Source organism: Cernens ardua (assembly GCF_051251085.1).
GTDB classification, from domain to species: domain Bacteria; phylum Pseudomonadota; class Gammaproteobacteria; order Pseudomonadales; family Halomonadaceae; genus Cernens; species Cernens ardua.
The window spans coordinates 80,920-105,291 of record NZ_JBPCZH010000003.1 but is presented as its reverse complement, the minus strand read 5'-3'; the positions used below and the strand labels follow the sequence as shown (position 1 = coordinate 105,291).

General features: G+C 47.9%; 14 protein-coding genes. All 14 read left to right on the top strand.

What is annotated here, in order from left to right; all coding sequences use genetic code 11:
• The first annotated feature begins 16 nt into the window (after nucleotides 1–16).
• The 14 genes from LMG33818_RS07150 (at nucleotide 17) to LMG33818_RS07085 (ending at nucleotide 24,360) form a co-directional block, all read left to right on the top strand.
• The gene (locus LMG33818_RS07150; RefSeq protein WP_442322680.1) at nucleotides 17–625 is read left to right on the top strand and encodes a YceI family protein; all 609 of its coding nucleotides are present in this window, start codon (nucleotides 17–19) and stop codon (nucleotides 623–625) included.
• A 270-nt stretch (nucleotides 626–895) separates the two neighbouring features.
• Nucleotides 896–1,312 carry a winged helix-turn-helix transcriptional regulator gene (locus tag LMG33818_RS07145; RefSeq protein WP_442322854.1) on the top strand — a complete coding sequence of 139 codons (417 nt, stop codon included), beginning with the start codon at nucleotides 896–898 and terminating at the stop codon, nucleotides 1,310–1,312.
• Nucleotides 1,313–1,459: 147 nt separating this feature from the next.
• Nucleotides 1,460–3,232 (top strand): peptidoglycan D,D-transpeptidase FtsI family protein, encoded by a 1,773-nt coding sequence (locus LMG33818_RS07140; RefSeq protein WP_442322679.1) that lies wholly within the window; start codon nucleotides 1,460–1,462, stop codon nucleotides 3,230–3,232.
• A 176-nt stretch (nucleotides 3,233–3,408) separates the two neighbouring features.
• Nucleotides 3,409–4,872 carry an N-acetylmuramoyl-L-alanine amidase gene (locus LMG33818_RS07135; RefSeq protein WP_442322678.1) on the top strand — a complete coding sequence of 488 codons (1,464 nt, stop codon included), beginning with the start codon at nucleotides 3,409–3,411 and terminating at the stop codon, nucleotides 4,870–4,872.
• Nucleotides 4,873–5,435: 563 nt separating this feature from the next.
• Nucleotides 5,436–7,883, top strand: a complete 2,448-nt coding sequence (locus tag LMG33818_RS07130; protein ID WP_442322677.1) for a glucose/quinate/shikimate family membrane-bound PQQ-dependent dehydrogenase — start codon at nucleotides 5,436–5,438, stop codon at nucleotides 7,881–7,883.
• A 307-nt stretch (nucleotides 7,884–8,190) separates the two neighbouring features.
• A complete protein-coding gene (locus LMG33818_RS07125; RefSeq protein WP_442322676.1) occupies nucleotides 8,191–10,686 on the top strand; it encodes a TonB-dependent siderophore receptor in 2,496 nt (831 codons plus the stop codon).
• A 369-nt stretch (nucleotides 10,687–11,055) separates the two neighbouring features.
• The gene (locus LMG33818_RS07120; protein WP_442322675.1) at nucleotides 11,056–11,862 is read left to right on the top strand and encodes an energy transducer TonB; all 807 of its coding nucleotides are present in this window, start codon (nucleotides 11,056–11,058) and stop codon (nucleotides 11,860–11,862) included.
• 129 nt (nucleotides 11,863–11,991) lie between these two features.
• Nucleotides 11,992–12,885, top strand: a complete 894-nt coding sequence (locus tag LMG33818_RS07115) for a MotA/TolQ/ExbB proton channel family protein (RefSeq protein ID WP_442322674.1) — start codon at nucleotides 11,992–11,994, stop codon at nucleotides 12,883–12,885.
• A gap of 148 nt (nucleotides 12,886–13,033) precedes the next feature.
• Entirely contained in the window at nucleotides 13,034–13,438 is a 405-nt protein-coding gene (locus LMG33818_RS07110; protein ID WP_442322673.1) for an ExbD/TolR family protein, read from the top strand.
• Nucleotides 13,439–13,983: 545 nt separating this feature from the next.
• Complete coding sequence (locus LMG33818_RS07105; RefSeq protein ID WP_442322672.1) at nucleotides 13,984–16,767, top strand: TonB-dependent receptor; 2,784 nt, start codon at nucleotides 13,984–13,986, stop codon at nucleotides 16,765–16,767.
• Nucleotides 16,768–17,146: 379 nt separating this feature from the next.
• The gene (locus LMG33818_RS07100; RefSeq protein WP_442322671.1) at nucleotides 17,147–19,894 is read left to right on the top strand and encodes a TonB-dependent receptor; all 2,748 of its coding nucleotides are present in this window, start codon (nucleotides 17,147–17,149) and stop codon (nucleotides 19,892–19,894) included.
• A gap of 448 nt (nucleotides 19,895–20,342) precedes the next feature.
• Entirely contained in the window at nucleotides 20,343–22,235 is a 1,893-nt protein-coding gene (locus LMG33818_RS07095; RefSeq protein ID WP_442322670.1) for an extracellular solute-binding protein, read from the top strand.
• A 2-nt stretch (nucleotides 22,236–22,237) separates the two neighbouring features.
• A complete protein-coding gene (locus LMG33818_RS07090) occupies nucleotides 22,238–23,293 on the top strand; it encodes an ABC transporter permease subunit (RefSeq protein WP_442322669.1) in 1,056 nt (351 codons plus the stop codon).
• Nucleotides 23,290–24,360 carry an ABC transporter permease gene (locus LMG33818_RS07085; protein WP_442322668.1) on the top strand — a complete coding sequence of 357 codons (1,071 nt, stop codon included), beginning with the start codon at nucleotides 23,290–23,292 and terminating at the stop codon, nucleotides 24,358–24,360. The genes LMG33818_RS07090 and LMG33818_RS07085 overlap by 4 nt, the downstream gene beginning before the upstream one ends.
• Nucleotides 24,361–24,372: the final 12 nt, after the last annotated feature.

The following is a 24,372-nucleotide window of genomic DNA, read 5'->3' as shown; positions in this document are numbered from 1 at the left end:
GACTTAGGAGTGCAATATGAAATTCAACAAGAAAATAAGTATGGCGGCGGGCATCTTTGCTTTGGTAGCTAGCCTTTCTCAATTCAGCACAGCCTCCGCAGCCGAGCTAACCTCCGGGCACTATCATGTTGAGCCCACGCATACACAGGTTGTTTTTCAGCTGTCTCACTTCGGGTTTACCGAATTTACGGGGTTGTTCTCGGGCGCATCCGGGACACTTTCAGTGAATACCGAGCATCCAGCACAGGACAAAGTGGATATTTCCGTGGATGTTGGCAGTGTTCTTACGACTTCCGACACATTGAATAAAGAGCTCAAAGGGGCTGACTGGTTTAATGTAGCCCAGTATCCCAAGGCACATTTTGTATCCACTTCAGTGCATGCACTTAATGCGAAGGAAGCGACAGTCGATGGTCAGCTGACATTGCATGGTGTTACCCGCCCCGTCACGTTGCATGTGCGCTTCTTCGGTGCGGGCGTCAATCCGCTTGACCATGCTCAGACCGTTGGTTTCAGCGCAACGACCACGATCAAACGTTCCGAGTTTGGTGTAAAACAGTATGTACCACTGGTTGGTGATAATGTGCATTTGACCATCGCAGGCGCCTTCGAACGTGATAAATGAGAAAGGGTAATATCTTTCGAGGGAACTCCTTGTCAAAAGCTCGAGTAAGGAGGGACCTTGAAGGGCGTCCCAAATAAAGAGGGGATGTTCGCTTTATTCCCCTTTTTCCGATCAAGAATGAAGAATGCCATACCTTAAGGGGTATGGCATTTTTTTATCGAAGTCGCTATAAACAAGGCAGGTATAAAAGAGTAACCAGTGGCGTTGTTGTGACCTTGTTCACGAAATACGCTTTATGTGAAATCGTGTGGCAGGAGAGGATGAAGAGTGATGGTAGAGCCCGTGCCTGATACAGATGAACGATGCACTGCCGAACTCACAGCGATAGTACCTGGCAACTGTAAACGGATAGGGCAAGTACTCTCGCGCGTCGGCGACAAATGGAGCATTCTGATCATCATGCTTCTGACAAATGGACCTCAGCGCTTCAGTCAGATCAAACGTTCGGTAGATGGTATTTCACAACGCATGTTGACGCTATGCCTGCGGGGGCTGGAACGGGATGGCCTGGTAAAGCGTACGGTATACGAAGTGGTGCCTGCGCATGTTGAATATGAACTCACATCTTTGGGGTATTCATTGACAATGCCTGTTGCTGGATTGGGTAGGTGGGCCATGCAAAATCTTGATGAAATCGAGAAGGCCCGCGATCGTTTTGATAACAGGAATACTTCATCAGAAAAGTAATAATCGATAGGTTGCCACTTTATATAAATATCAGAATTTAATAGTATGATAATCTGGTTTTGTAGAGAGCAGCTGCCAGCCATCGGCAGTGTCGCCGATTTGGTCTACTTCTTTTTGTAAATCGCTTGCTGGTTAAAGGATTCCCCTTTGAGTTCCGATAAATCCTCCGCTCGACAAAAAACATTCATGGGTAAAGGCGAGGATTTGGCAAGTTCTCCCTGGCGTTACAGGCTCATGCTATGCATCATCCTCGGGGTGCTAGGCATTCTTATTGGACGGATTGTTTATTTGCAGGTGATTACCCGTCAGTTTTTGGCGGAACAGGGGAACATACGTGCTATCCGCACAGTGCCCATCAATGCACACCGTGGAATGATTACGGATCGAAATGGTTCACCACTCGCCGTTTCCACTCCAGTATCCACTATCTGGGCCAATCCTCATCATTTGCCGCATGATACAGCTCAGTTAAGTCGGTTGGCAGAAGCATTGGGTGAGGATCCTCAGGATTTCATTACACGCATCAATCGGTTACGTTCTCGCGGTTTCATCTATCTGGCGCGCTTGATTCCACCCATGGATGGCGACAGAATCATGGCGTTGAATATCCCCGGTGTATATAACCAGCCAGATTATCAGCGGTATTACCCGGCGGGTGATGTGACTGCCTCCCTAGTGGGATTAACCAATATTGATCAAAGTGGTGAGGCGGGTCTTGAACTGGCCTATAACCAATGGTTGACCGGTATTCCCGGTAAGTTGCGTGTTCTGGAGGATCAGCGTGGTGATCTTATCAGTGAACTTCACCTGCTGCGTCCAGCACACCCGGGTGGGAATCTAACGCTCTCCATCAGTCTTCCTCTCCAGTTCGCTGCCTTTCAGGCAGTAGCTGATACGGTGACTAAGGACGAAGCGACATCTGGCTCCATGGTGGTAATGAATGCCCGTACGGGAGAGGTACTGGCCTCCGCCAGTTATCCTTCTTTCAACCCCAACAATCGTTCCAATATGAATGTTGATGGGTTGAGGATGCGGGCCATTACGGATGCCTTCGAGCCTGGCTCTGTCATGAAGCCCCTGGCCATGTCAGGCATTCTTAAAACCGGATTGATTCCCAATAATATCGTGATCAATACAAATCCCGGCTATATGCGCGTAGATCAGTACACAATTCGTGATGATCTGGACTTTGGTCGTCTGACGCTGGGTGGCATCATTACCGACTCTTCCAATATTGGTATGACAAAATTGGCGCTAAAGGTCCCCAATGCCACTATCTGGAATATGTATAATTCCATGGGGCTTGGACGTAGCCTGATGACGGGGTTCCCCGGTGAAGCCACTGGCAGCCTGCCTTCTCCCTATCAATGGTCAACTGCCAAGCGAGCTACTCTTGCGTATGGATATGGCCTCTCTGCCTCTGCCCTTCAGTTGGCTTCAGCTTACACCACCATCGCCAACAATGGCTGTTATATCTCGCCATCGCTATTGAAGCTATCTTCAGCACCCCATTGCTCACAATTGATTGCACCGAGTGAAGCTCATCAGATTCTGGGCTATATGGAGAATGTGGTAGGCCCCTACGGGACAGCCCCAACAGCTCGAATCCCGGGCTATCTGGTGGCGGGTAAAACCGGTACAGCCCACGAAGTACATGGTGGGGGATATCAGAAGGACGTGTATCGCTCGAACTTTGTTGGTATCGTCCCGGCCGATGATCCGCGTTTGATTGTGGTTGTAACCATTAGTGGATCGCGCCATGGCTTCTTTGGTGGTTTAGTGGCAGCGCCTCTTTTCTCAAAAGTGGCTGCATTGGGACTCCGTCAAATGAATATTCCCCCTGACCATGCTGATGCTCATCATCAATATCTGACTACTCAACAGATGGACCAGATGGCTGAGCAAGGAGGCAACGGTTAATGTATGGGGTTGCGTCATCCTGTTTTCACTATTATTGGTATCTGGCATGGTTGACTCCCTAGTGTTCGCTTCTATCCTTATATGTAAAATAAGGCTGTTGTGAAGATATTGGTTTTTCACGCTGCAATCGGTGCCTCCTCGGTTATTGGTGTTCTTCTACAAGGCAATTGTCGTCAATGAAGCTTTCGGGATTCAAATTTCGGGCTAATGCGGCCCATCCATTTGTTGCAATCGCTGTCGCAATCATCCTGTCATTGTTCAGCCTGTCAATTCATGCTGCCGAGTTGACAGGCGTAGGGGTTCGTCCCGGGGCACAGGTGGGGCAGCTTTCCCTGCTTCTGAAAGGTGACGTGCAAAAGCCTCGCGCTTTCTCCATTGGTAACCCTTACCGCGTCATTGTTGACTTGCCGAATACTAACGTTAAGTCCCAACAAGCCATTCGCAGCATCGAGAATGCTCGAGGATACGGTATTCGTAATATTCGGTATGGTGTCTTGCGTTCGCATGACTTGCGGTTGGTACTGGATATGGAGGGTAATACTCAGTATCAGCCCCAATTGGTTAAGCGGGCAGGCGGCATTCGCCTCACTTTTGTTTCGCCCCGTACGACTCGGGCAAGCTCAGCTGCACCTATAGCGAGCAACAGAACACCTGTCGAGGAAGCATCCTCCAATGGCCGACGTAATGTAGTGATTGTTATTGATCCCGGACATGGTGGGAAAGATTCGGGAACGATAGGTGCAGATGGTACCTATGAAAAAAATGTGGTACTTCCCATTGGGCGTGATGTTGCTCGTGATATCAACGCAGAAACCGGTTTCGAGTCTTTTCTTACGCGTAATGGCGATTACTACCTGACATTACCTCAGCGTGTTGAAATTGCACGTCAACACAAGGCCGATTTCTTTATTTCCATTCACGCGAATGCAGTGGATTCAAGGACGCCCCATGGGACGATTGTGTTCGCACTGTCTGAACATGGTGCAACTTCCACTATGGCAAGCTGGATGGCGCGTCGCGAGAACACTTCCTCCATGCTGGGTGGTGGTGGCGCTGGATTCCTTGATTTATCCGGCGATTCGATTCCCCTTCGTCAAACTCTGATTGATTTGAGCCTTTCCTCGAAAACAGCCCAATCAATTCAGGCCGGAAGTGATCTGGTTAGTCATATTCGCCGCGTGAACCACATGTTCACCAACCGCGTAGAGCGTGCGAATTTTGCTGTACTGCGTTCTCCCGATATTCCCTCAGTGCTGATTGAGACCGATTTCCTCTCCAATGTTCCTGCTCGGCAACGGTTAAAATCGCCTGCGTTCCAGCGTCAATTGGCGGCGCAGATCGCAGCCGGTATTACTCAGTGGTTTAAGCAACACCCTCCGCGAGGTACCTGGCTTGCCTACAGGCAAGCACACCCTGGTACAACACTTGGACCCATGAAAGCTCCGCAGGGAAGAGTCACGGCATCACCGGTATCATCACGGTTACCCGAACGTGATTACATACATTATGTTGTGAAAAATGGGGACTCACTTTCTCGTATCGCCGTTCGTTATCACACCAGCATGGCACGAATTCAATCGGCCAATAATTTGAATAGTCAGAAGGTGAGTGTTGGTCAGCATATAAAAATCCCTCGTTAATGCGTGTACTTTTCCCAGTGATGCTGTCACCCTTTTGAAAAAAGTGGGTTGTCATGTCGGTTCAATTGAGTGATAAATAAAAACTTTTGCCCTTATTTGGTTTTTCCTATTGAAACTTTAGTCTTACAGGCATAAAACGTAGTGTGCAAATCAAGGGTTCTTCCAGACAAGGTTTATTGAACAATAATTGTTCAATATGACTATTTTATAGGCTTTTCTGGATCCACTTATCGTTCAAGCGGTGTCGGCATTGATTTTTGTGCTAAATCAAAAAAACGTGTTATTCGCTGACTTCTTGAATTGCTTCTATAATTGGATGTGTAGTGTGGATGTTGTGTTGGGGTATTCTGCTTCGACATGGGGGGCAGGAAAGATCCAGTTTGTTGCCCCTTGCATGTTGAGGCACAATAGTCCGCTGGAATATCTGCATTGTCCAACTATAAACATCATAAATTCATCACGTTGTATTAGCCGTGTTCAATGCTTTTCAAGGTTTATGTGACTGTTTGAAAAGAATTGAGGCGAGTTTTTGCATATAACTTTTATCAAGTGAGGATCTTTAGATGCGCTCCACTAGCGGATCGAGGGTATGGGCACGCATTCTGGGAGTTATTTTCTTCCTGTGCGGTCTATATCTCGTTATTGGGGGCGGATGGCTGCTGAGCTATGGTGATACACCCTATTACCTGATCAGTGGTATCGTTCTGCTCATAACTTCGTGGCTGATCTTCAAACAGAAGGCAGCTGCTTTTTGGCTCCACGGCTTATTGATCATTGGCACGTTGCTCTGGTCATTCTACGAAGTCGGTTATGACTTCTGGTCTCTGGTGCCCCGTCTTGACGTTGTTGGCTTACTGGGTATTTTGCTTTGGCTGCCCTTTGTCGCCAATGGGGTTGCTCGTAGTGCAGGTGCGAAAAGTGTTCTGGGTATCGGTGTTGTGCTGGGTCTGTTGACTCTTGCTATCACCTTCTTCCTGGACCCATTCAATCAGAATGGGAATCTGCCTACCGATCAAATAGCTCAGAATGGTGATCCGACTACACAGCCTGCCAGTGACTGGCGTGCCTATGGTCGTTCCGAATTTGGTGATCGTTATTCTCCTCTTGATCAGATCAATTCCAGCAACGTTAAAAATCTTAAAGTTGCCTGGACCATGCAAACGCATGACCTGAAACGCCCTGGTGATCCGGGAGAAACCACTAACGAAGCAACACCGTTAGCGGTAAACGGAACACTGTACTTCTGCTCCACTCACCAAAAATTGTTTGCGGTGAATGGCCAGACAGGTCAGACCAAATGGGTTTTTGATCCTCATCTTTATGATAATGCCGGCTTCCAGCACCTGACTTGCCGTGGTGTGACCTACTTCCAGACACCTGCACAAAATGCAGTGACCAGTTCTGGTGCACAGGCTCCGCAGCAGTGTAAAGCCCGTATCTTCCTGCCGACCAATGATGGTCAGCTTTATGCTATCGATGCAGAAAGCGGACAGCGTTGTTCCGATTTCGGTAACAATGGTCAAATCGATCTGAAAGATCAGGGTATGCCCTATAAACAGATCGGGGATTATGAGCCGACCTCACCACCTGTGGTTACCAAAAATCTGGTCATCATCGCCGGGGCGGTAACCGATAACGGTTCCATTAAAGAGCCTTCCGGTGTTATCCGTGCATTTGACGCCTATACCGGTAAACTGGTTTGGTCATTCGATACCGGCAATCCGGATCCGAATGAACCCCCGGGACCGAATCACAAGTACGTGGCCAATTCGCCCAATTCATGGATTACCAACTCTTACGACAGCAAGTTGGGTCTCATCTATATCCCAACCGGGGTACAGACGCCTGACGAATGGGGTGGTGGTCGTGATGCAAACGCAGAGCGTTATGCATCCGGTGTTCTAGCCCTCCATGCTGATACTGGTAAACTGGCCTGGTTCTATCAGACTGTTCACCATGACTTGTGGGATATGGACCTTCCCTCTCAGATCAGCCTTGTTGATCTGAAACAGAAAGATGGTTCTACCATTCCTGCGCTATATGCGCCGGCTAAAACAGGTAACCTGTTTGTGTTGGACCGCCGTAATGGTCATCGTATTGTTGATGCGCCTGAGTTGCCGGTACCGACTCAAGATGTAGCTCCTGGTGATCACGTTTCACCAACTCAGCCGTTCTCCAAATTGACGTTCCGTCCCAGCAAATTGCTGACCGGTGCTGATATGTGGGGTGGATCAACCCTTGACCAGTTGGCATGTCGTATCTATTTCCATACGCTCAACTACAAAGGTACCTTCACACCGCCTTCCTTACGCGGTACGCTGGTTTATCCTGGTAACCTTGGTGTGTTTGAGTGGGGTGGTATTTCGGTTGATCCACGCCGTCAGATCGCTATCGCTAACCCTGAGTTTCTGCCCTTCGTATCACAGTTGGTGCCTCGTGGTAAGGACAACCCGCTGTGGCCTGAGAAAGATGCTCAGGGATCCGGTGGTGAAACTGGGCTTCAGCCAAACTATGGCGCGCGCTTCGGTGTGAAAATCTCTGGCTTCATGGATCCATTGTTTACACCTCTGGGCTTCAATTTGCCCTGTAAACGTCCGCCCTGGGGTGAAGTGGCAGGTATTGATCTGCGTACCCAGAAAATTGTCTGGAGACATCGTAACGGTACTTTGCGTGACTCGCTGGCTAGCAGTCCGCTGCCGATCCAGCTACCTCCCTTCAAGGTGGGTATGCCAGGTATTGGTGGTTCCATTGTTACTGCAGGTAATGTTTCGTTCCTGGCAGCGACAGATGATGACTACCTGCGTGCCTTTGATGTCACCAACGGTAAACTGCTGTGGCAAGCCCGTTTGCCTGCTGGTGGACAGGCTACCCCAATGACTTACAGCGTTGATGGTAAACAGTATGTTGTCATCTACGCCGGTGGTCATGGTTCCTTCGGTACCAAACTGGGCGATTACCTGATTGCCTATGCATTACCGAGTCAAAACGACAACAGCGGTAGTAAGCAGTAAATGTAGTCAAGATTTGTATCCGATACTGATATTGGTGTTGGAGTAGAATCTGGGAAACCGCAATCATCTTCGGATGGTTGCGGTTTTTTTATGCCTCTCCACTTCAGCTCTTGCCTGTTTTCTTTATTGAGAGCGTTTTTTATTGACCAATTTCGCTCAACTCTTTATTTTAGCTTAAATGCAAATGATAATTATTGTTATATGTATTTGAGTGTTGATTGTATTGATCGTATTGATTTTATATGGGTGATCGCCACGACAATCGATTTGATTGAATAATGAGAATAGAGAGTAGGGGCTACAAGGGATGAGTAACAAAGGGAAATATCAACGTAATGGTATATTCATGGAGAGGGTATTGGGAGGGGGCTATCGCATTGCCAGTCCCGGGGGAAGGTATATACCTTCTTTTTTGAGCAGTGCATCGGGATATCCTGCTTCACTCAAGCGTATGGTCTGGTTCAGCGTACACCTTTTCCCAGTGTGCCTCTTGATTCCATTGGCTCATGCTCAAGTATCTCAAGTAGAGCCTAGCCCCTCTTCAGACTCACTAACCACACCGATAGCACCAGCTACGCCGACAACGACAACAAGTGGCAAGACAGTCAGTGATGGATACAGTACACATTTAGCAACTGTCTCGGTAACGGGAAGGGCACCACTTCTGACGAATCGTAATTATGTTGCTGGCCCTACCAGTATCTCAACCGGCCTTCCGCTGACCCCCTTCGAAACTCCGCAGTCCGTTACGGTTATTACACGTAAGCAGATGGATGACCAGAATATGGAAACCCTGCAGGATGTATTACGTAATGCTTCCGGTATTACTTCTTCATCACAGGACAATGGCGGTCGAACCACTTATCGCGCTCGTGGATTCAATATCACTAACTTTAAGGTGGATGGATTGCAATTCAACGGTGTCAGCGGGCTTTCGGGGACGGGCAATACCCTGAATATGGATCTTTACGATAATGTTCAAGTCATACAGGGCGCCAATGGGTTGCTCGGTGGCACTGGAGACCCATCTGCTACCATAGACCTTCAACGCAAGCGCCCCGGTTATATCCCCCAAGCCAAAATTTCATATACAGGTGGAAGCTGGAACAAGCGCCATACCATGCTGGATGTTAGTACGCCACTAAATGCAGAGCGCACTGTGCGAGCCCGTACCGTACTTAGTTACGATGATTCTGATACTTTCAGGAATAATGAAAAGGAAAAACGGTTTGGTGGGCTTTTTAATGTCGTCGCCAATCCTACTTCAAGTACTACGATAAATATGGGTATTCAACAGGAAAATGATCGTCATGATGGTGCCACGTGGGGAACTGACGTTCCTATTTGGTATGCCGATGGTACTCGTACCCATTTATCACGCAAAACCAATAAGACAGCCGATTGGAGCTTCTTGAGTCAGCGTGCAACCACGCTTTTCTTCAATATTGATCAGAAACTGAATGATAACTGGAAACTACATACGTCATATGCTCATATTCATTCCACTTATTTCACCAATCTGGGCGAGGCCAAGGTCAATAATATAACAAAGAAAAAATTTGGCGGATTCTGGAATCGTGACGGCAGTGGTGCAGCCTTGAATGCTTTGCACTCCGAGGGAAAAGCCAACCGTGATGCGCTTGATATCAGTGCCAGCGGCCCATTTCACATATTCAACCGTCGTAATGATTTTATAATCGGTTTTAATGGCTATAACGATGTTGAAACCGATTACAATTTCGGTCCCGATTATGGTAATTGCCAAATAGGGGATGTTTCACCTTACAGTGCTAAATCCTGCCAATATCGTGCGACCGGGTTGCCTTATACCCGTTGGAAAAACTGGGATAATAGCTTTTATCCCAACTTTAGTGCGCAACGTACTGATGCGCGGGAAGTCACCCATATTGAAAACTACGGGCTGTATGCCGCGACTCGTTTGACATTATTAAAACCCTTGAAATTGATCCTGGGAGGCCGTTTCAGTAACTATCGCACTTTCACAACCACATATGATAAGCATGATACGCGGACACGCTCACCACATACCAGTTACCATGGACAATTCACGCCATATGCCGGGTTAGTGTGGACGGTCAATCCCAACAACATGCTTTACGCTAGCTATACCAATGTGTTCGATCCACAAGATGCGCATGTGGATGATGCTCATGGTAACCTTCTTAGCCCTACCAAGGGTAATAGTTATGAAACGGGGTGGAAAACTTCATTATTCCATAATCGTTTGAGCACGGAGCTCTCCTATTTCCGTAACAAGCAAAACAACGTAGCAGTTGATACGGGGGTTCCCAATCCTAATACATCCTATGATATCTATAGAGCTGCAAGCGGTGTTAAATCTCATGGCATTGAAGCTGAAGTCATGGGGCAGATTACGCCTAACTGGAATCTCTATGCCGGATATACCTATCTAAGTGAAAGCGGTTTGGGCTTTCGGCAGGATCCTCGCCACCAGTTCCATCTGTTTACGACCTATCGGTTGCCAGGCGCACTGCACAGGCTGACCATTGGGGGCGGTGTTACTGCGCAGAGCTCGCGCGAATGGGAAGCCAATCCCGGACGTCCCCTGGGAAATGGTAAATACGATAAGAGCAATCTGAAAACAAAAGGGTATGCTATTGTGGATTTGATGGCGCATTATGATATTTCCCGCAATTGGGAAGCAGGGATCAATGTCACTAACCTGACGGACAAAACCTACTATCAGCAATTCGGTTTCTACGACGGCCTGTTATATGGACAGCCACGATCAGTGACTGCCAATGTATCTTTCCACTTTTAGTGTATTTGGTTGATCGCACGATGAGTGCGTCCAGAGGGAGCTCTTCTCGGGAAGACTCCCTTTTGTATGAATAGAAGATTAAAAAAATGCTTTTGCGTATTGCAGTTTATATGTGCAACTTTTAAGCTAAAACTTTAGACAAAAATAAACAGGTTTGATCTCTTGTAAGCATAGGCTTTTGATTTGTTTTTTACTTGGGTTGAACTACCGCCATCTTCACAGGCAAGGCTGATTGATGACAGTCACTGATGACTGAGTGGTTTTCACCTATCGTTCACCAGTAACAACGGGTGCATTACTTGTCATGAGTGTGCATACACATTCGTCGTTTTGCAGTAGTAATAAAAATTACAAGGAAGCGTAAAGGATATGTCGTTGGTCGCAACAGGGTTCAAGGATAGATCAATAAAAAAACCGGAAGTTCTGGTTTTGGTATTGATTTCAATACTTGTTCACTTATTCATATTATGGCTGCTGTTTCATAGCCCACGCATTACTAAAGCAGTAGTGCCTCCTGAAGCCTCAGGGGGGGCTCCGCCCGTACAGGTAGAATTAACGCCGCCGCCACAACCGCCGCAGCCTGTTCAGCATACGCCGCCGGTTGATCGTAATGCTGTGACGCCGCCACCGAAGCCGGTGCCTCACCCGCATCCGAAGCCCAAGCCAAAACCCAAGCCGCGTCCTGTGCATCACGTGCCACGTCCTGTGCACCATGAGCCGCATCCTCGGCCTGTGCCTCACCCGGCGCCGCATCCTGCTCCGCACCCGGCACCTCATCCAGCGCCGCATCCTTCGCAATCGGCGGCGAGTGGCCATTCGCAGTCCAGTACTGGGCATGCTGCAGGTGGAAGTGGTGCCAACTCGAACAAGGTGACGCCTGCCGTATCCGGCATGCAGGCACTGGGTAATCCGGCTCCGCAATATCCGGGTCTGGCATTGCGTCGTGGCATTCAGGGGACAGTTGAACTACAGATTCTTGTAACCCCAGAAGGGCGTGCTGGCGAGGTTAAAGTCGTACATTCCAGCGGCTCCAGTATCCTTGATAACGCAGCCGTGCAGACGGTTAAAGGTTGGAAATTCATCCCTGCGAAACGGGGTAATACACCAATAGCTGGTTATGCATTGCAGCCCATTACGTTCAATTTGCCACCTGGAGCGGGAGGCATTTCGGATTAAACAGTAGTTTTTGGATTTAATGCTTTTGAGTGAATTTCATCTCGGGTACAGGAAAGATTGTTACTGTACCTGAATCAAAATTTGAATTTGAACGAGTAGGGTCGCCCCGGCGACATCAATGGAGTAGACATGGCAGATCAAAACAACACCAATAATGGTTCAGCAACGCCTTCTCAGTCTGGTGGTGATACCACTACCAATGGTACTCAGAATCAGCAGGCGCAAACTACCGCTGGTAATAATACTCAAACGCAGCAACCTGCTGGTAACCCGGCTGCTCAGGATGCTCATACTGAGCAATCTACTCAGGTCAATCAGGCCAATATGTTTGGTCAATCCATATTGGCGAGCCCAGTAGCAGGCTTTGTTGTTCCTACTGTGCTTTGGGTACTGATTCTCTTTTCAGTCATTAGCTGGGCCATGCTGTTGATCAAGGGTGTACAGTTCGGTCGCTTCAAGTCCCAAAGTCGACGTTTCCTGCGTGAGTTCTGGAAATCCCGCGATCTTTCCGAAGGCGCCAAGACTGCTCAACAGTCCAGCGGAGCGATGGCCCATTTGGCTCGTACAGGTGTGGATGTCGTAAGCGGTAACGATATTGCTGACCATCGTCGTGGGCTTGCTCAGCAGATCAACCGTTCGGATCGTTTGGAACGTAGCCTGCGCCGTCAAATCCAGATTGAGCGTCGTTCTCTGGAGAATGGTCTTGCCATCCTTGCCAGTATCGGTAGTACAGCGCCCTTTATCGGCCTGTTCGGTACCGTTTGGGGTATCATGGAAGCACTGGTGCGTATTGGTATTACTGGTCAAGCTGATCTTGGAAGTGTCGCCGGTCCGATCGGGCACGCCCTGATTGCAACAGGGGTGGGTATTGCAGCGGCGGTACCAGCTGTATTGATTTATAACTTCTTCGTGCGCAAACTGAAGCTGGCGAATGGGGATATGGATACTTTTGCTGAAGAGTTCTATAGCCTGGCACAAGAAACTTCTTTTTCTACCAAACCCGTCGTTACTGAAAAAGCGTAATGCCGAGTATGCCAACCTGGTTATTGGTAAAAAGAAAATAAAGAACATGTAAAATCTGATGATGGTGGCGATTTCCATCATCCGGGTGTCGAAGCCGATACACTGTCATCAGATCCCTAAAACCCTTTGTTCACAAGAGGAGGGACTTATGGCCTTCTCCGGAAATTCTGACAACGATGATGTCATGAGTGAAATGAACGTTACCCCTTTGGTTGACGTTATGCTCGTGCTTCTAGTGGTGTTCATTGTAACAGCACCGCTTTTGACCAAATCCATTCCACTGAATCTGCCTAAAACGCATGCGGTGGCCCCGGCAAATACACCCAAGCCTCTGGTGGTGAGTGTTGATAAGTCAGGTAACTATTATATTGGACAAACCAAGGTATCGTTGGATGAACTGCAAGCCCAGGTAAGCCAGGCGCATTCATCCAACCCCAATCAGGGCGTACAGTTACGTGCTGATCAGGGCGTGCAGTATGGCGATGTTGCTAAAGCAATGGCTGATATTCAGCGTGCAGGTGTGACTCGTTTGGCGGTTATGACACAACCTTGATAGTGTGACTTCGATATTTATTCGATAGTTATAGAGCAATATGGCGAAAGGGGGAGTCTGAGTATTCAGGCTCCCTTTCTTGTTTTATTACAGATAAGTTCGCTGCCAACGGATTGATATTCCCTATATAAATTTCCGGACCCGCCATGGACGTGGCAGTTGAGTCTTGCAATAGGAAAAGTCGGTATTGCGAGGCAATTTCCAGGTTTTCCTAAAAATCCTGAATACCGTTTAGTAAATGTTTTTTTCGTATTGTAATGCGAGATCGAAAACATTAAGCTTGAGTTCAGACTGAAATGAAAACCTGGAAGACACTCACATAATAATTATCGGGAACGGAGCCGCGATAGGTGTCTCAATCTTCGTTGCCGATAGCTTTACGGGTTCTTCATCCTTCAGTTAGATACTAAAAATAATTCTTTGCCAACCGGCTCATTTCTCAGGAAATGGAATAGCTGTAACTATCCGATTCTCAACGTACGACCCAGTTGCAGTACACGGGATAATAATCTCAACAATAATTAATGCTCCATAGGGATCTATCAATGAACCTTCGATCGTCTGGAACGTGGCAGGGTGCTCCTGCGTTTTCGTCCGTGGCTCGTCATCCACTTTTCAATAAGCGCCCGGCACTTGTATGTGCCTCTGTATCCACACTCTTGGTCGCAGTTGCGCTTCATACTTCCCATGCTTACGCGCAATCCAGTAGTGATTATGTTGCTCCGGCCGCAAGCTCATCCAGCAGCTCAGGTGCCGCAGCACCGGCCGCTGCCGCCCCCGCCGCTCCTGCGGCAGCGGCACCTGCTGCGCCGGCAGCCGCAGCACCCGCAGCAACAGTGGGGACTGCCGGGACTCAACAGTTAAAAAATGTGACAGTGACCGGTTCGGCGATAGCTACGCCTGATGCGGCGACGGCAGTTCCTGTGACGATTTATCATGCAAGTCAGCTACGAGCTGAAGGAATTACGTCCGCAGATCAGTTCTTACAGACATTAGGTATTAATAATTCTAGTGCCAATGCTACCGCTCAAAATTCTGGACCTTACCAGGGTGGAGCATCCTTTGCAGACTTGAGAGGATTAGGTACAGATATGACATTGGTTTTGCTCAATGGGCGCCGTGTCATTGCTAACTCTTATGCGGGAGCTGGAGTCGATTTGAACTCCATTCCTTTTGCTGCGATTGACCGTGTTGAAGTACTAAGGGATAGTGCAGGAGCTTTATATGGTTCTGATGCTGTAGCTGGCGTAATTAATTTTATTACAAAAAAGAATTATCAGGGTGCGGAAGTTTCAGCTGATCTTGATACTCCTACTCATAGTGGTGGTGGACAAAGTAAGACGTACACAGGTACGTGGGGTTACGGCGATCTTGATAAGGATGGCTTTAACTGGATGGGTAGTTTGAGTTATTCGAATCAGAATGAGTTACCAACTGGTTCCCGCCATTTTTGGCATAATGGATTTAGACCTTACTATGGGTCAGTATACCGAAACGGAGCGACATTTCAGCAAAGTGGCCCATACTTGCAGCAAGGTTGTTTTGGCTCACGTCCTACTTCCCATGGGGTATGCGGTGCAAAAGATTGGGATGAGGGTGATTATATAAATCATAACGAAAATACTTCTCTTTATACTGCTGCGACATTTAAAGAGAGCGAACATAATCAAGGCCAGCTTTCTTATTATTGGTCTCATAACTATACTAACTTTAAATCATATCCAGATATACTCCAGTTGGATGTGGAGCCCGGTTCGCCCAGCTTCCCTACAAGTAATAGTAGCTCTGCTTTCGATCCTACACAGGCTGCAACAGCATATTGGCTATCCCCCCTCGAGTCAGATCGCATGGGACAAAAAAGCGATGTGAAACGTATCCAGTTTGAACAGAAAGGCTCTTTTGGTGGATGGACGTATGATACCGCGATTGCATATGACCGTAGTACAACCCATTGGCGTGGTAACCAAGGATATTTAAATTTCAATGACGTGCAATCACAAGTTGATTCCGGCTTACTTAATCCATTTTACCCTTCTACTCCTGCTGAAGTGAAATTGCTGGAAGGAGATAAATGGTCTGGTACGCTTGAGAAGTCATGGGGTTCTGAATATATATGGGACGGTCATATTGGCCATTCTTTAGGTGATTGGTTCGGAGCTGGTCCTGCACAGATAGCCTTAGGTGCTGAAGCCAGTCATGAGCGTTTTTCCCAAACAGATTATGATAACCCAGTCCAATCTTCTGGTATCCAAGCGAGTCATGTGGCTGGACACCGCGATCAACAGGCGTTATGGACAGAGGTTGATGTACCGATTTTGGATTCTTTAGATTTAACAGGTTCACTACGATATGACAGATATAGTTCAGTAGGGCATACCACCAATCCAAAAATTTCTTTCCGTTATCAACCTTTAAGTAACCTTGTGTTCCGCGGTTCTTGGAGTTCAGCATTTGTGGCTCCAACTTTGTATGACTTGTATACCCCTCAGTCACTCACCTATGCAGGTAACCTTCGCGATCCGCTCCTTTGTCCTAAAGGTGGGTCTGGTAACGGTTGTTCAATTGATCCGCGTTTTGTAACTGGGGGCAACCCGCGCCTGAAACCCGAAAAATCAAATGAATGGTCGTTTGGTTTGGTTTATTCACCTATCCATAACTTGACGACATCTGCTGATTTCTGGTGGTACCACATTCGTGATGATATTACGACTGAAGGTGATCAGTACGCTTTGGATCATGATAAAAATGTTTGTCGATACGGTCAGAGCTGTGCTGAAAATGATCATGGGCCTATAGGGGCAATTGATTATTTCCACAATCCTGTTGCTAATATTGGCAAAGTACATACTAACGGAGTGGATCTGACAGCTAATTACCTATTACCTACTTCAATCGGTAATTGGAATTTTGGTTATAATATGACCTATGTTTTTAATTATAATGAGGATTTTGGACAAGGGTTCACTACAGGATTGGGTAGAATGGATAGTACAAATACTGTCCAATTCCGCTGGAAAGGTACTGCCAATATAGGGTGGTCAAAAGGTCCATGGAGTGCTGGTTTGAATAGTAATTTCCAATCTGGATATACAGATTATCAAGTCAACATGCCTGACTATTATGTGCCCCATAATAAAGTTGCTTCTTATACTACATTTGATGTTTATGGGGGATATCATTTCAAAAATGGTATAGCAGTAACAATAGGGTCGCGAAATGTATTTGATCGCAAACCTCCATTCTCAACTTATCAGCTTTATGGGATAGATACTCGCTATGGTAACCCCTTGGGTCGGGTCGTCTATGCTAATGCCAGTTACCACTTCTAACGAGCGTCCCAGTATATAATAAAGGCATACCCCCCAAATTTCGGTTGGGGGGTATGAAATAGTAACCGGGCATTACCCATTCGAAGAGCAACATATCATTAAGCTTTGCTCGCACGATCTATTTTCAATAATCCCTCCTATTGTCCTTGCCCCTGTAACCCATTAAACTTAATCCAAACTGAAGATTTCCTTTAACGTCGACGTCGTTGCTGTTCTCTTGATTTCTACGTTGCTACAAGAGCGCTCCCAGATCAGGCGTTTACTTGTACTCACTCTTCAGTGGAATTTATCGGGAACGATAATGACAAACTCCTGATAATCACCCTCATTACTCAAAACTGATTAACAAAGAATAAATAATTTCCATAGGGATCTATCAATGAATCTTCGATCGTCTGGAACGTGGCAGGGTACACCTGTGTCTCCGTCCATCGCATCTAATTCGCTTTTTAATAAGCGCCCAGCCCTGGTTTGTGCCTCAGTGTCGACACTTTTGGTCGCAGTCGCGCTTCATACCACTCATGCTTACGCGCAATCCACTAATGACGATGTTGCTCCGGCGGCTCCAGCAGCGCCCGCGGCGGCGGCTCCTGCGGCTCCGGCTGCAGCGGCGGCCCCCGCAGCGGCTTCAACCAGCTCTACCGCTACTGCGCAACAGTTGAAAAATGTGACAGTCACCGGAACAGCCTTTTCCGGACCTAATGCGGCTACCTCTGTGCCCGTCACTATTATTAGCATGAGCCAGATGCGCCAAAGTGGTGTCACTAATATGGATCAGCTGATGCAGCGTATCAGTATGAACAATGCTGGTAGCAATAACAGTATAGGTACCGGAGGATATGTAACGGGTGGCGCGTCATACGCCAATATGCGTGGACTTGGACCTGACTTTACTCTTGTTCTGCTCAATGGGCGTCGTTTGGCTAATGATGCGGGTACGGGTACCGCACCAGACTTGAGTACAATTCCATTCGATGCTATTCAGCAGGTCCAGATTCTGCGAGATGGCGCCTCTGCATTGTATGGCTCGGATGCTATTGGTGGTGTTATCAATTTCATCACTAAAAGTAACTATCAGGGAGCAAGCATTGATCTGACTGGGACAACACCTGACAAGAGTGGTGGAGGTCAAAGCAGAAAAGTGTCTGGTTCCTGGGGCTATGGTGATCTGGATCGTGATGGATTCAACGTGATGGGAACCCTAAGCTATCAAAAAGCCAATGGCTTGAATTCCAATCATCGTGGTTACGTACGTGACTATGATCCGGGGCAGAATGTTATTTCCGGTTCCGCCTTCAATACCCCGGCTAACTATCAAAATGCTGAGGGAGATCTGATTTCGCCATTGTCAGGTGCCTGTGGCGGTAAGAATCAGCTTTCTGTGGGGAGTAATTGCAAATACGATTACGCCAAGAACCAGTGGCTGGTTGATCCCTATGAACGTACTTCACTCTATACGGCAGGTACCTTCAAAATGGGGCAGCATGCAACGGGGGCATTGTCCTATTTCTGGACACGTGATCGCGATAATTCTCGAGCGGCAGCCGCCCCTGTTACTACTTCGGATGACAACGACAACTATACGACGTTGAAAACGTCCAGCCCATATTATCCAGCCGGTAATAGTGGAGATTTGCCGCTCTATTATCGTACGGTCGGATTGGGTAACCGTGTGACCGAAAATACGAATGATAACAAACGTATCATGTTCGAAGTGAAGGGTGACCATGCCTGGGGTTGGAATTATGATACGGCAGTATATTACAACCGCAGTAGTTTACATTCTGATCTGACCAATGGATTCGAAAATGACAATCTGTTGGAGCAGGACTTTAACGATGGTGCTATTGATCCCTTTGCAATCAATTTGACACCTTCACAGCAATCCGCTCTTGAGGCTGCTGAAGTCAAGGGGCGTGTATGGTCAGCGGTATATCAGAGCTATAACTGGGATGGTAAGATTACTCGATCCATTGGCGACTGGTTTGGCGCTGGTCCTGTTGAACTGGCCCTCGGCGCTTCAGCAACGCATGAAAAGCTGAACAGCGATCAAACTGCATTGGCAGGGTTGTCCAGTTCAGCAGGCCTTAGTCCAGGTGATTCCCGTGGCTCTCGCAATGAAGGCGGGGTATGGACAGAGTTGAATATACCGATCACTGACGCTCTGTCGATGACCGGTTCATGGCGTTATGACAAGTATGCGCACTTCTCAGGTGCTTCCAGTCCGAAGATCTCTTTCCGTTATCAACCGTTTGACTGGATTCTGTTCCGTGGCTCCTTTGGTAAGGGATTCCACGCGCCGTCGCTGTATGAGATGTATCAGCCTGAATACAGTACCTTCACCCCGGAAATGGTGGATCCACAGAATCCTTCACTACCGGCCCAGCAGTACCTGAATCTCTCTGGTGGGAACAAGAATCTTCAGCCTGAAAAAGCCAAGAACTGGACATTGGGTGCTGTCTTCCAGCCTATTAACAATTTGTCCATCAATGCTGACCTATGGTGGATCCGCGTAGATCGTTATATCACTACACAGGCACCTGACTGGACATTGTTGAATGATCCTTCGGATGTTAGACGTGGCAGTAATGGCCGTATCGTTTCGATCAATACGCCTTTGGAAAACATTGGTTCCCTGCAAACCAATGGTGCGGATTTCGGTGCGAGTTATTCGCTGCCTACCCACATTGGCCTCTGGTCACTCAACTTCAATGGTACTTATACCAATAAGTTCCAGGAAAACATGGATGGTCAGAAGCATGATGAAATGGGCATCGATGAATTGGAAGCGCAGGGGCAAGTCAACTTCCGTTGGCAGCATACCATTTCACTTAACTGGGCGAATAACGGTTGGACAGCGGGAATTGTTAATGAGTACAAGACCGGCTTCCGTGATGAGGATCAGAATGGGTATCACCACGGTCGTGTAGCCTCCTATACGCAATGGGATGGTCATGTAGGATATCAGTTCAAGCATGGCCCCGAAATTACGGTTGGCGTGAATAACGTCTTCAACCGTAAACCACCGTTCTCGGATCAGCTGGACGTGGGTACCTCCGGTTATTTCCCACAATACTACAGCCTGATGGGCCGTACTGTATTTGGTGAGGTACACTGGGCGTTCTAAAGGGAAGTCACTACCCCATGAAAAGGCCACCTTCGGGTGGCCCTTTTATTAAAAAAAGCATATAAAACCTTAATGTTAGTTGAGGTTACCATTGCTCTGGTTGGGTATCGGCGTTATCCTTCTTAACCAAATAAAACTGCTGTTTTGAAGTATTCGAAAGTTAATGCGGGGTTTTGATAGCCTTGGGAAAAACCTTTGAAACCAGCAATATAATAATCGTTTCTGTCCGGTCAAGAGCACACAATAAACAGCACAGTGTCATGCTGCCAGAGCGCATGTTTTACCTGCATATTCTGATTTGACTGGAGAAAATACCTCTTCGGTTTAACCCCGAAAAGCAAATACCACACAAGATATAATAATCAGGTGGCCAAGTTGCATAACAACAAAATTACAGGCGTACTCTGCATCTGCAATGCAGGTGTTGTTGCCGAAGGATCGAGTCATAATGTTTTTTGATTGTAAAGGACGTCGCGGACTGGCCTGCGATTTGTCGCGCCTGGTATTAGGTATGGGAATTTTTTGCCTAACGGGTGTCGCACATGCTGAAACCACTGCGCCGACTGCTCAGCAGGCCAGCAATAACTCCGTGATAACGACCTATGGATTAGCTATAAGTGGTCAACCCAGGTTACCTGCCAATTTTACTCACTTTCCTTATGTGAATCCTGATGCGCCCAAGGGTGGGACGCTCACGGTGTCTGAACTTGGCAGTTTTGACTCCCTCAACCCGTTTATTATTTCGGGAGTCGCGGGAGCAGGGGTGACTTATCTGTATAACTCCTATCTTTATGACACCCTGTTGACCCCTAATTGGGATGAACCTTATACGGAATATGGCCTGTTGGCTGATGGAATTCGTATCGGACCGAAGCGGAGCTGGGTAGAGTTCGACATCAATCCAAAGGCACGTTTTAGTGATGGGACGCCTGTCACAGCAGAGGATGTGGTCTTTAGCTACAAGTTATTGATGACCAAAGCAATGCCTTTCTTCCGGGGGTATTACGCAGATGTCAAAGCCGTATCCATACCTCGCCCAGGGGTGGTACATTTCGACTTGAAGTCAACTGCACCCTATGAATTGCCTTTGGACCTGGGGCAGTTCCCGGTTATGCCGGAACACTATTGGAAACATCACGATTTTACTCAGCCTTCTCTGGATATTCCCGTTGGTTCAGGCCCTTACACCATTACACAGGTAATCCCGGGTTCCCGTATCGTCTATACACGTAACCCAAATTACTGGGGGCGTAACCTGCCAGTGATGAAGGGGCGTTATAATGCCAATACTATTATCTACGATTATTATCAGGATGATTCGGTCGCCTTGCAGGCCTTTCTTTCAGGGCATGTCGATTACCGTATAGAGCCTTCCCCGGCTAGCTGGGCGACCAACTATACAGGTCCCGCCATTCGGCATCATGATATCATCAAGTTTCAGTTGCCGAGGGGAAACCCGGGAGCCTTTCTGGGTTATGCGCTGAATATGCGACGCCCGGAATTCAACGATATCCGGGTACGAGAAGCTTTGGCACTTGCCTTTGATTTCGACATGGTAAATCGGCTGCTTTATCACGGCCTTTATACGCGCGATGTGGGCTTCTTCGACGATTCGGTCTTTCAGGCACACGGTTTACCCGATAAGGGAGAATTGGCGCTACTTGATCCTCTGCGTAAGGAGCTGCCTGCCAGTGTATTTACGCAGTCGCTGGATGGAGAAGAGCCGACTGATATTCGTTCCCGTTTACATAAAGCCTATGATCTTCTTGTACAGGCAGGGTATTACATTAAAAATAATCAGTTATATACCCCGAAAGGCAAGCCGTTCAATCTGGAACTGCTATTGGATGATGCAGGGCAGACTCGAACTGCGCTACCCTATGCCCAGAATCTGGCTCGCTTGGGTATTCATCTTCATATTCGCAATGTAGATCCAAATCAATATCTGGTGTTGGAACAGCACTTTGCTTTTGACATGGTGCGTGCGCAGGTACCTGAGTCCAATAGTCCCGGGGCCGAGCAGGCCTCGTACTGGGGAAGTCAGTATGCCAATGTGCCAATGAGCCAAAATGTGGCGGGGATCTCCAATCCGGCAATAGATGCACTTATCAATAATATTATTGTTGCCAAGGACAGGCCGGCGCTGATTACGGCTACCCATGCGCTGGATCGTGTACTCCGCCAAGAACACTATTTCGTCCCCCTCTACTATCAAAAATATTACAACGTGGCGCGCTGGCGTCAGTTGGAGCTGCCGCGTTCCCCTCTATATGGTTCTGATCTGGATAGCTGGTGGATAAATCCTCATATCAATAATGAATCGACTCGGGGAGGCGAATAGTCATGGGCGTGTATATTTTGCGGCGTTTGGCACTGATGATTCCGACTCTTCTTGGTATTTTGCTGCTGAACTTCATCATTATTCAGAGTGCTCCCGGTGGACCCGTGGATCAGGTCCTCGCACGCCTGTCGGCAATGTCCCAGGCACATCCCGGTCAGGTGACCTCTGCACGTCCGGTGGGTGGCAGTGCGATTACCGGTGTAGACTCGGCCTATATAAAGCAGCTTGATCACCAGTTCGGCTTTGATCGCCCCATGTGGGAGCGTTTCCTGATCATGGTGAAGAACTATTGTACGTTTGATTTTGGCAATAGCTTCTTTCAAGGCGGAACGGTTGCCCATTTGATTCTAACGCGCTTGCCCGTCACGATTTCCATCGGCTTTTGGTCCATGTTGTTGATGTATGTGATCGCCGTGCCTTTGGGGATCAAACAGGCAGTACGTTATGGTTCTCGCTACGACCGTTATACTTCTGCGCTGGTCATAATTGGATATGCTATCCCTGCCTTTTTGTGGGCATTGTTGTTTATCTTCTTTTTCGCGGGTGGGCAGTATTTCACATGGTTTCCCTTGCGCGGGCTTGTGTCATCCAACTTTGAGCAGCTCTCCCTCATCGGGAAGATTCTGGATTACTTCCACCACATTGCATTGCCCGTACTAGCCTATGCGGTGAGTAGTTTTGCGGTGTTGTCCCTATTGACGAAGAACAGCTTTCTTAATGAAATACATAGTCAATATGTGTTGACGGCTCGTGCCAAGGGGGCGAGCGAGAAACGTATCCTGTATCGCCATATTTTCCGTAATGCCATGTTGATCGTTATTTCAGGATTGCCCAGTACCATGGTGGCTATCCTGATTGGCGGCTCCATTCTGATCGAAAAAATGTTCTCTTTGAACGGCTTGGGGCTGCTGGGCCTGACAGCGCTTGAACAGCGTGATTATCCGGTGATTTTCGGTACGCTCTTTATTTTTTCTTTGTTGACACTCCTTGCCCAGTTGGTAAGTGACCTGATGTATACCTGGATTGACCCCCGGATCGATTTCGAGGCACGCAAATGACCACAGAAAACATAACATCCGTGCGTCCGGAAAAGCCCCCTTTCTGGTCTCCCATTATGCGCCGCCGATTCCAGGTCATTCGCAATAACAAACGTGTATGGTTTGCCTGCTGGTTCATGTTGATTATTTGCATCATCAGCGCGGGTGCCAACTTTATTGCCAACGATAAACCGCTGTTCGTGGAGTATAAAGGGCACGCGTATTTTCCGGTGATCTTCAACTATCCCGAAACGGATTTTGGCGGTTTCCTGCCGACGGATACAGATTACGCAGATCCGGCTGTAAAGCAGGAAATTTACGCCCATGGTTGGTGGATTCAGCCATTGATTCCATATGCCTATGATACGGTGGATGTGTCTAACCCCGATGCAGTGCCTTCAGCACCTTCAGCGCGTCACTGGCTTGGGACGGATGATCAGGGGCGTGATGTACTTGCGTTAATCATCTATGGCATCCGTATTTCTCTGTTGTTTGCTTTTGTGGTCACCGCAGGGACCCTTGTCCTGGGTATTTTGCTGGGAGGAATTCAGGGATATTACGGCGGTTGGATCGACTTGATTGGACAGCGCTTGAGTGAGATATGGAGCTCTTTGCCGACGCTCTTTATCATTATGATTCTATCGAGTTTTGTGAATCCAAACCTGTGGTGGCTGATCGTCATCATGTTGCTGTTTTCATGGCTGCAGGTGGTCGATCTTGTACGTGCTGAATTCTTGCGTACACGTAATCTGGAGTATGTTGCTGCCGCAAAACTTCTGGGGCTCCCGTCCTGGACCATTATGTGGCGCCATGTATTGCCCAATGCAATGGTGTCGACACTAACCTATCTGCCGATCATCTTTACGGGTTGTATTACTTCGTTGGTATCGTTGGATTATCTTGGCTTCGGTTTGCCACCAGGCTCGGCATCGCTGGGTGACCTTATTACCCAGGCACAAACCAATCCGCACGCTACTTGGTTGACGGTGACGGCTTTCCTGACGCTGGCCATTTTGTTGTCGGTTTGTATTGGTATTGGGCAGGGCATTCGTGATGCCATGGACCCACGTCATAATAGCTCCCGTTGAGCAGATATAAGG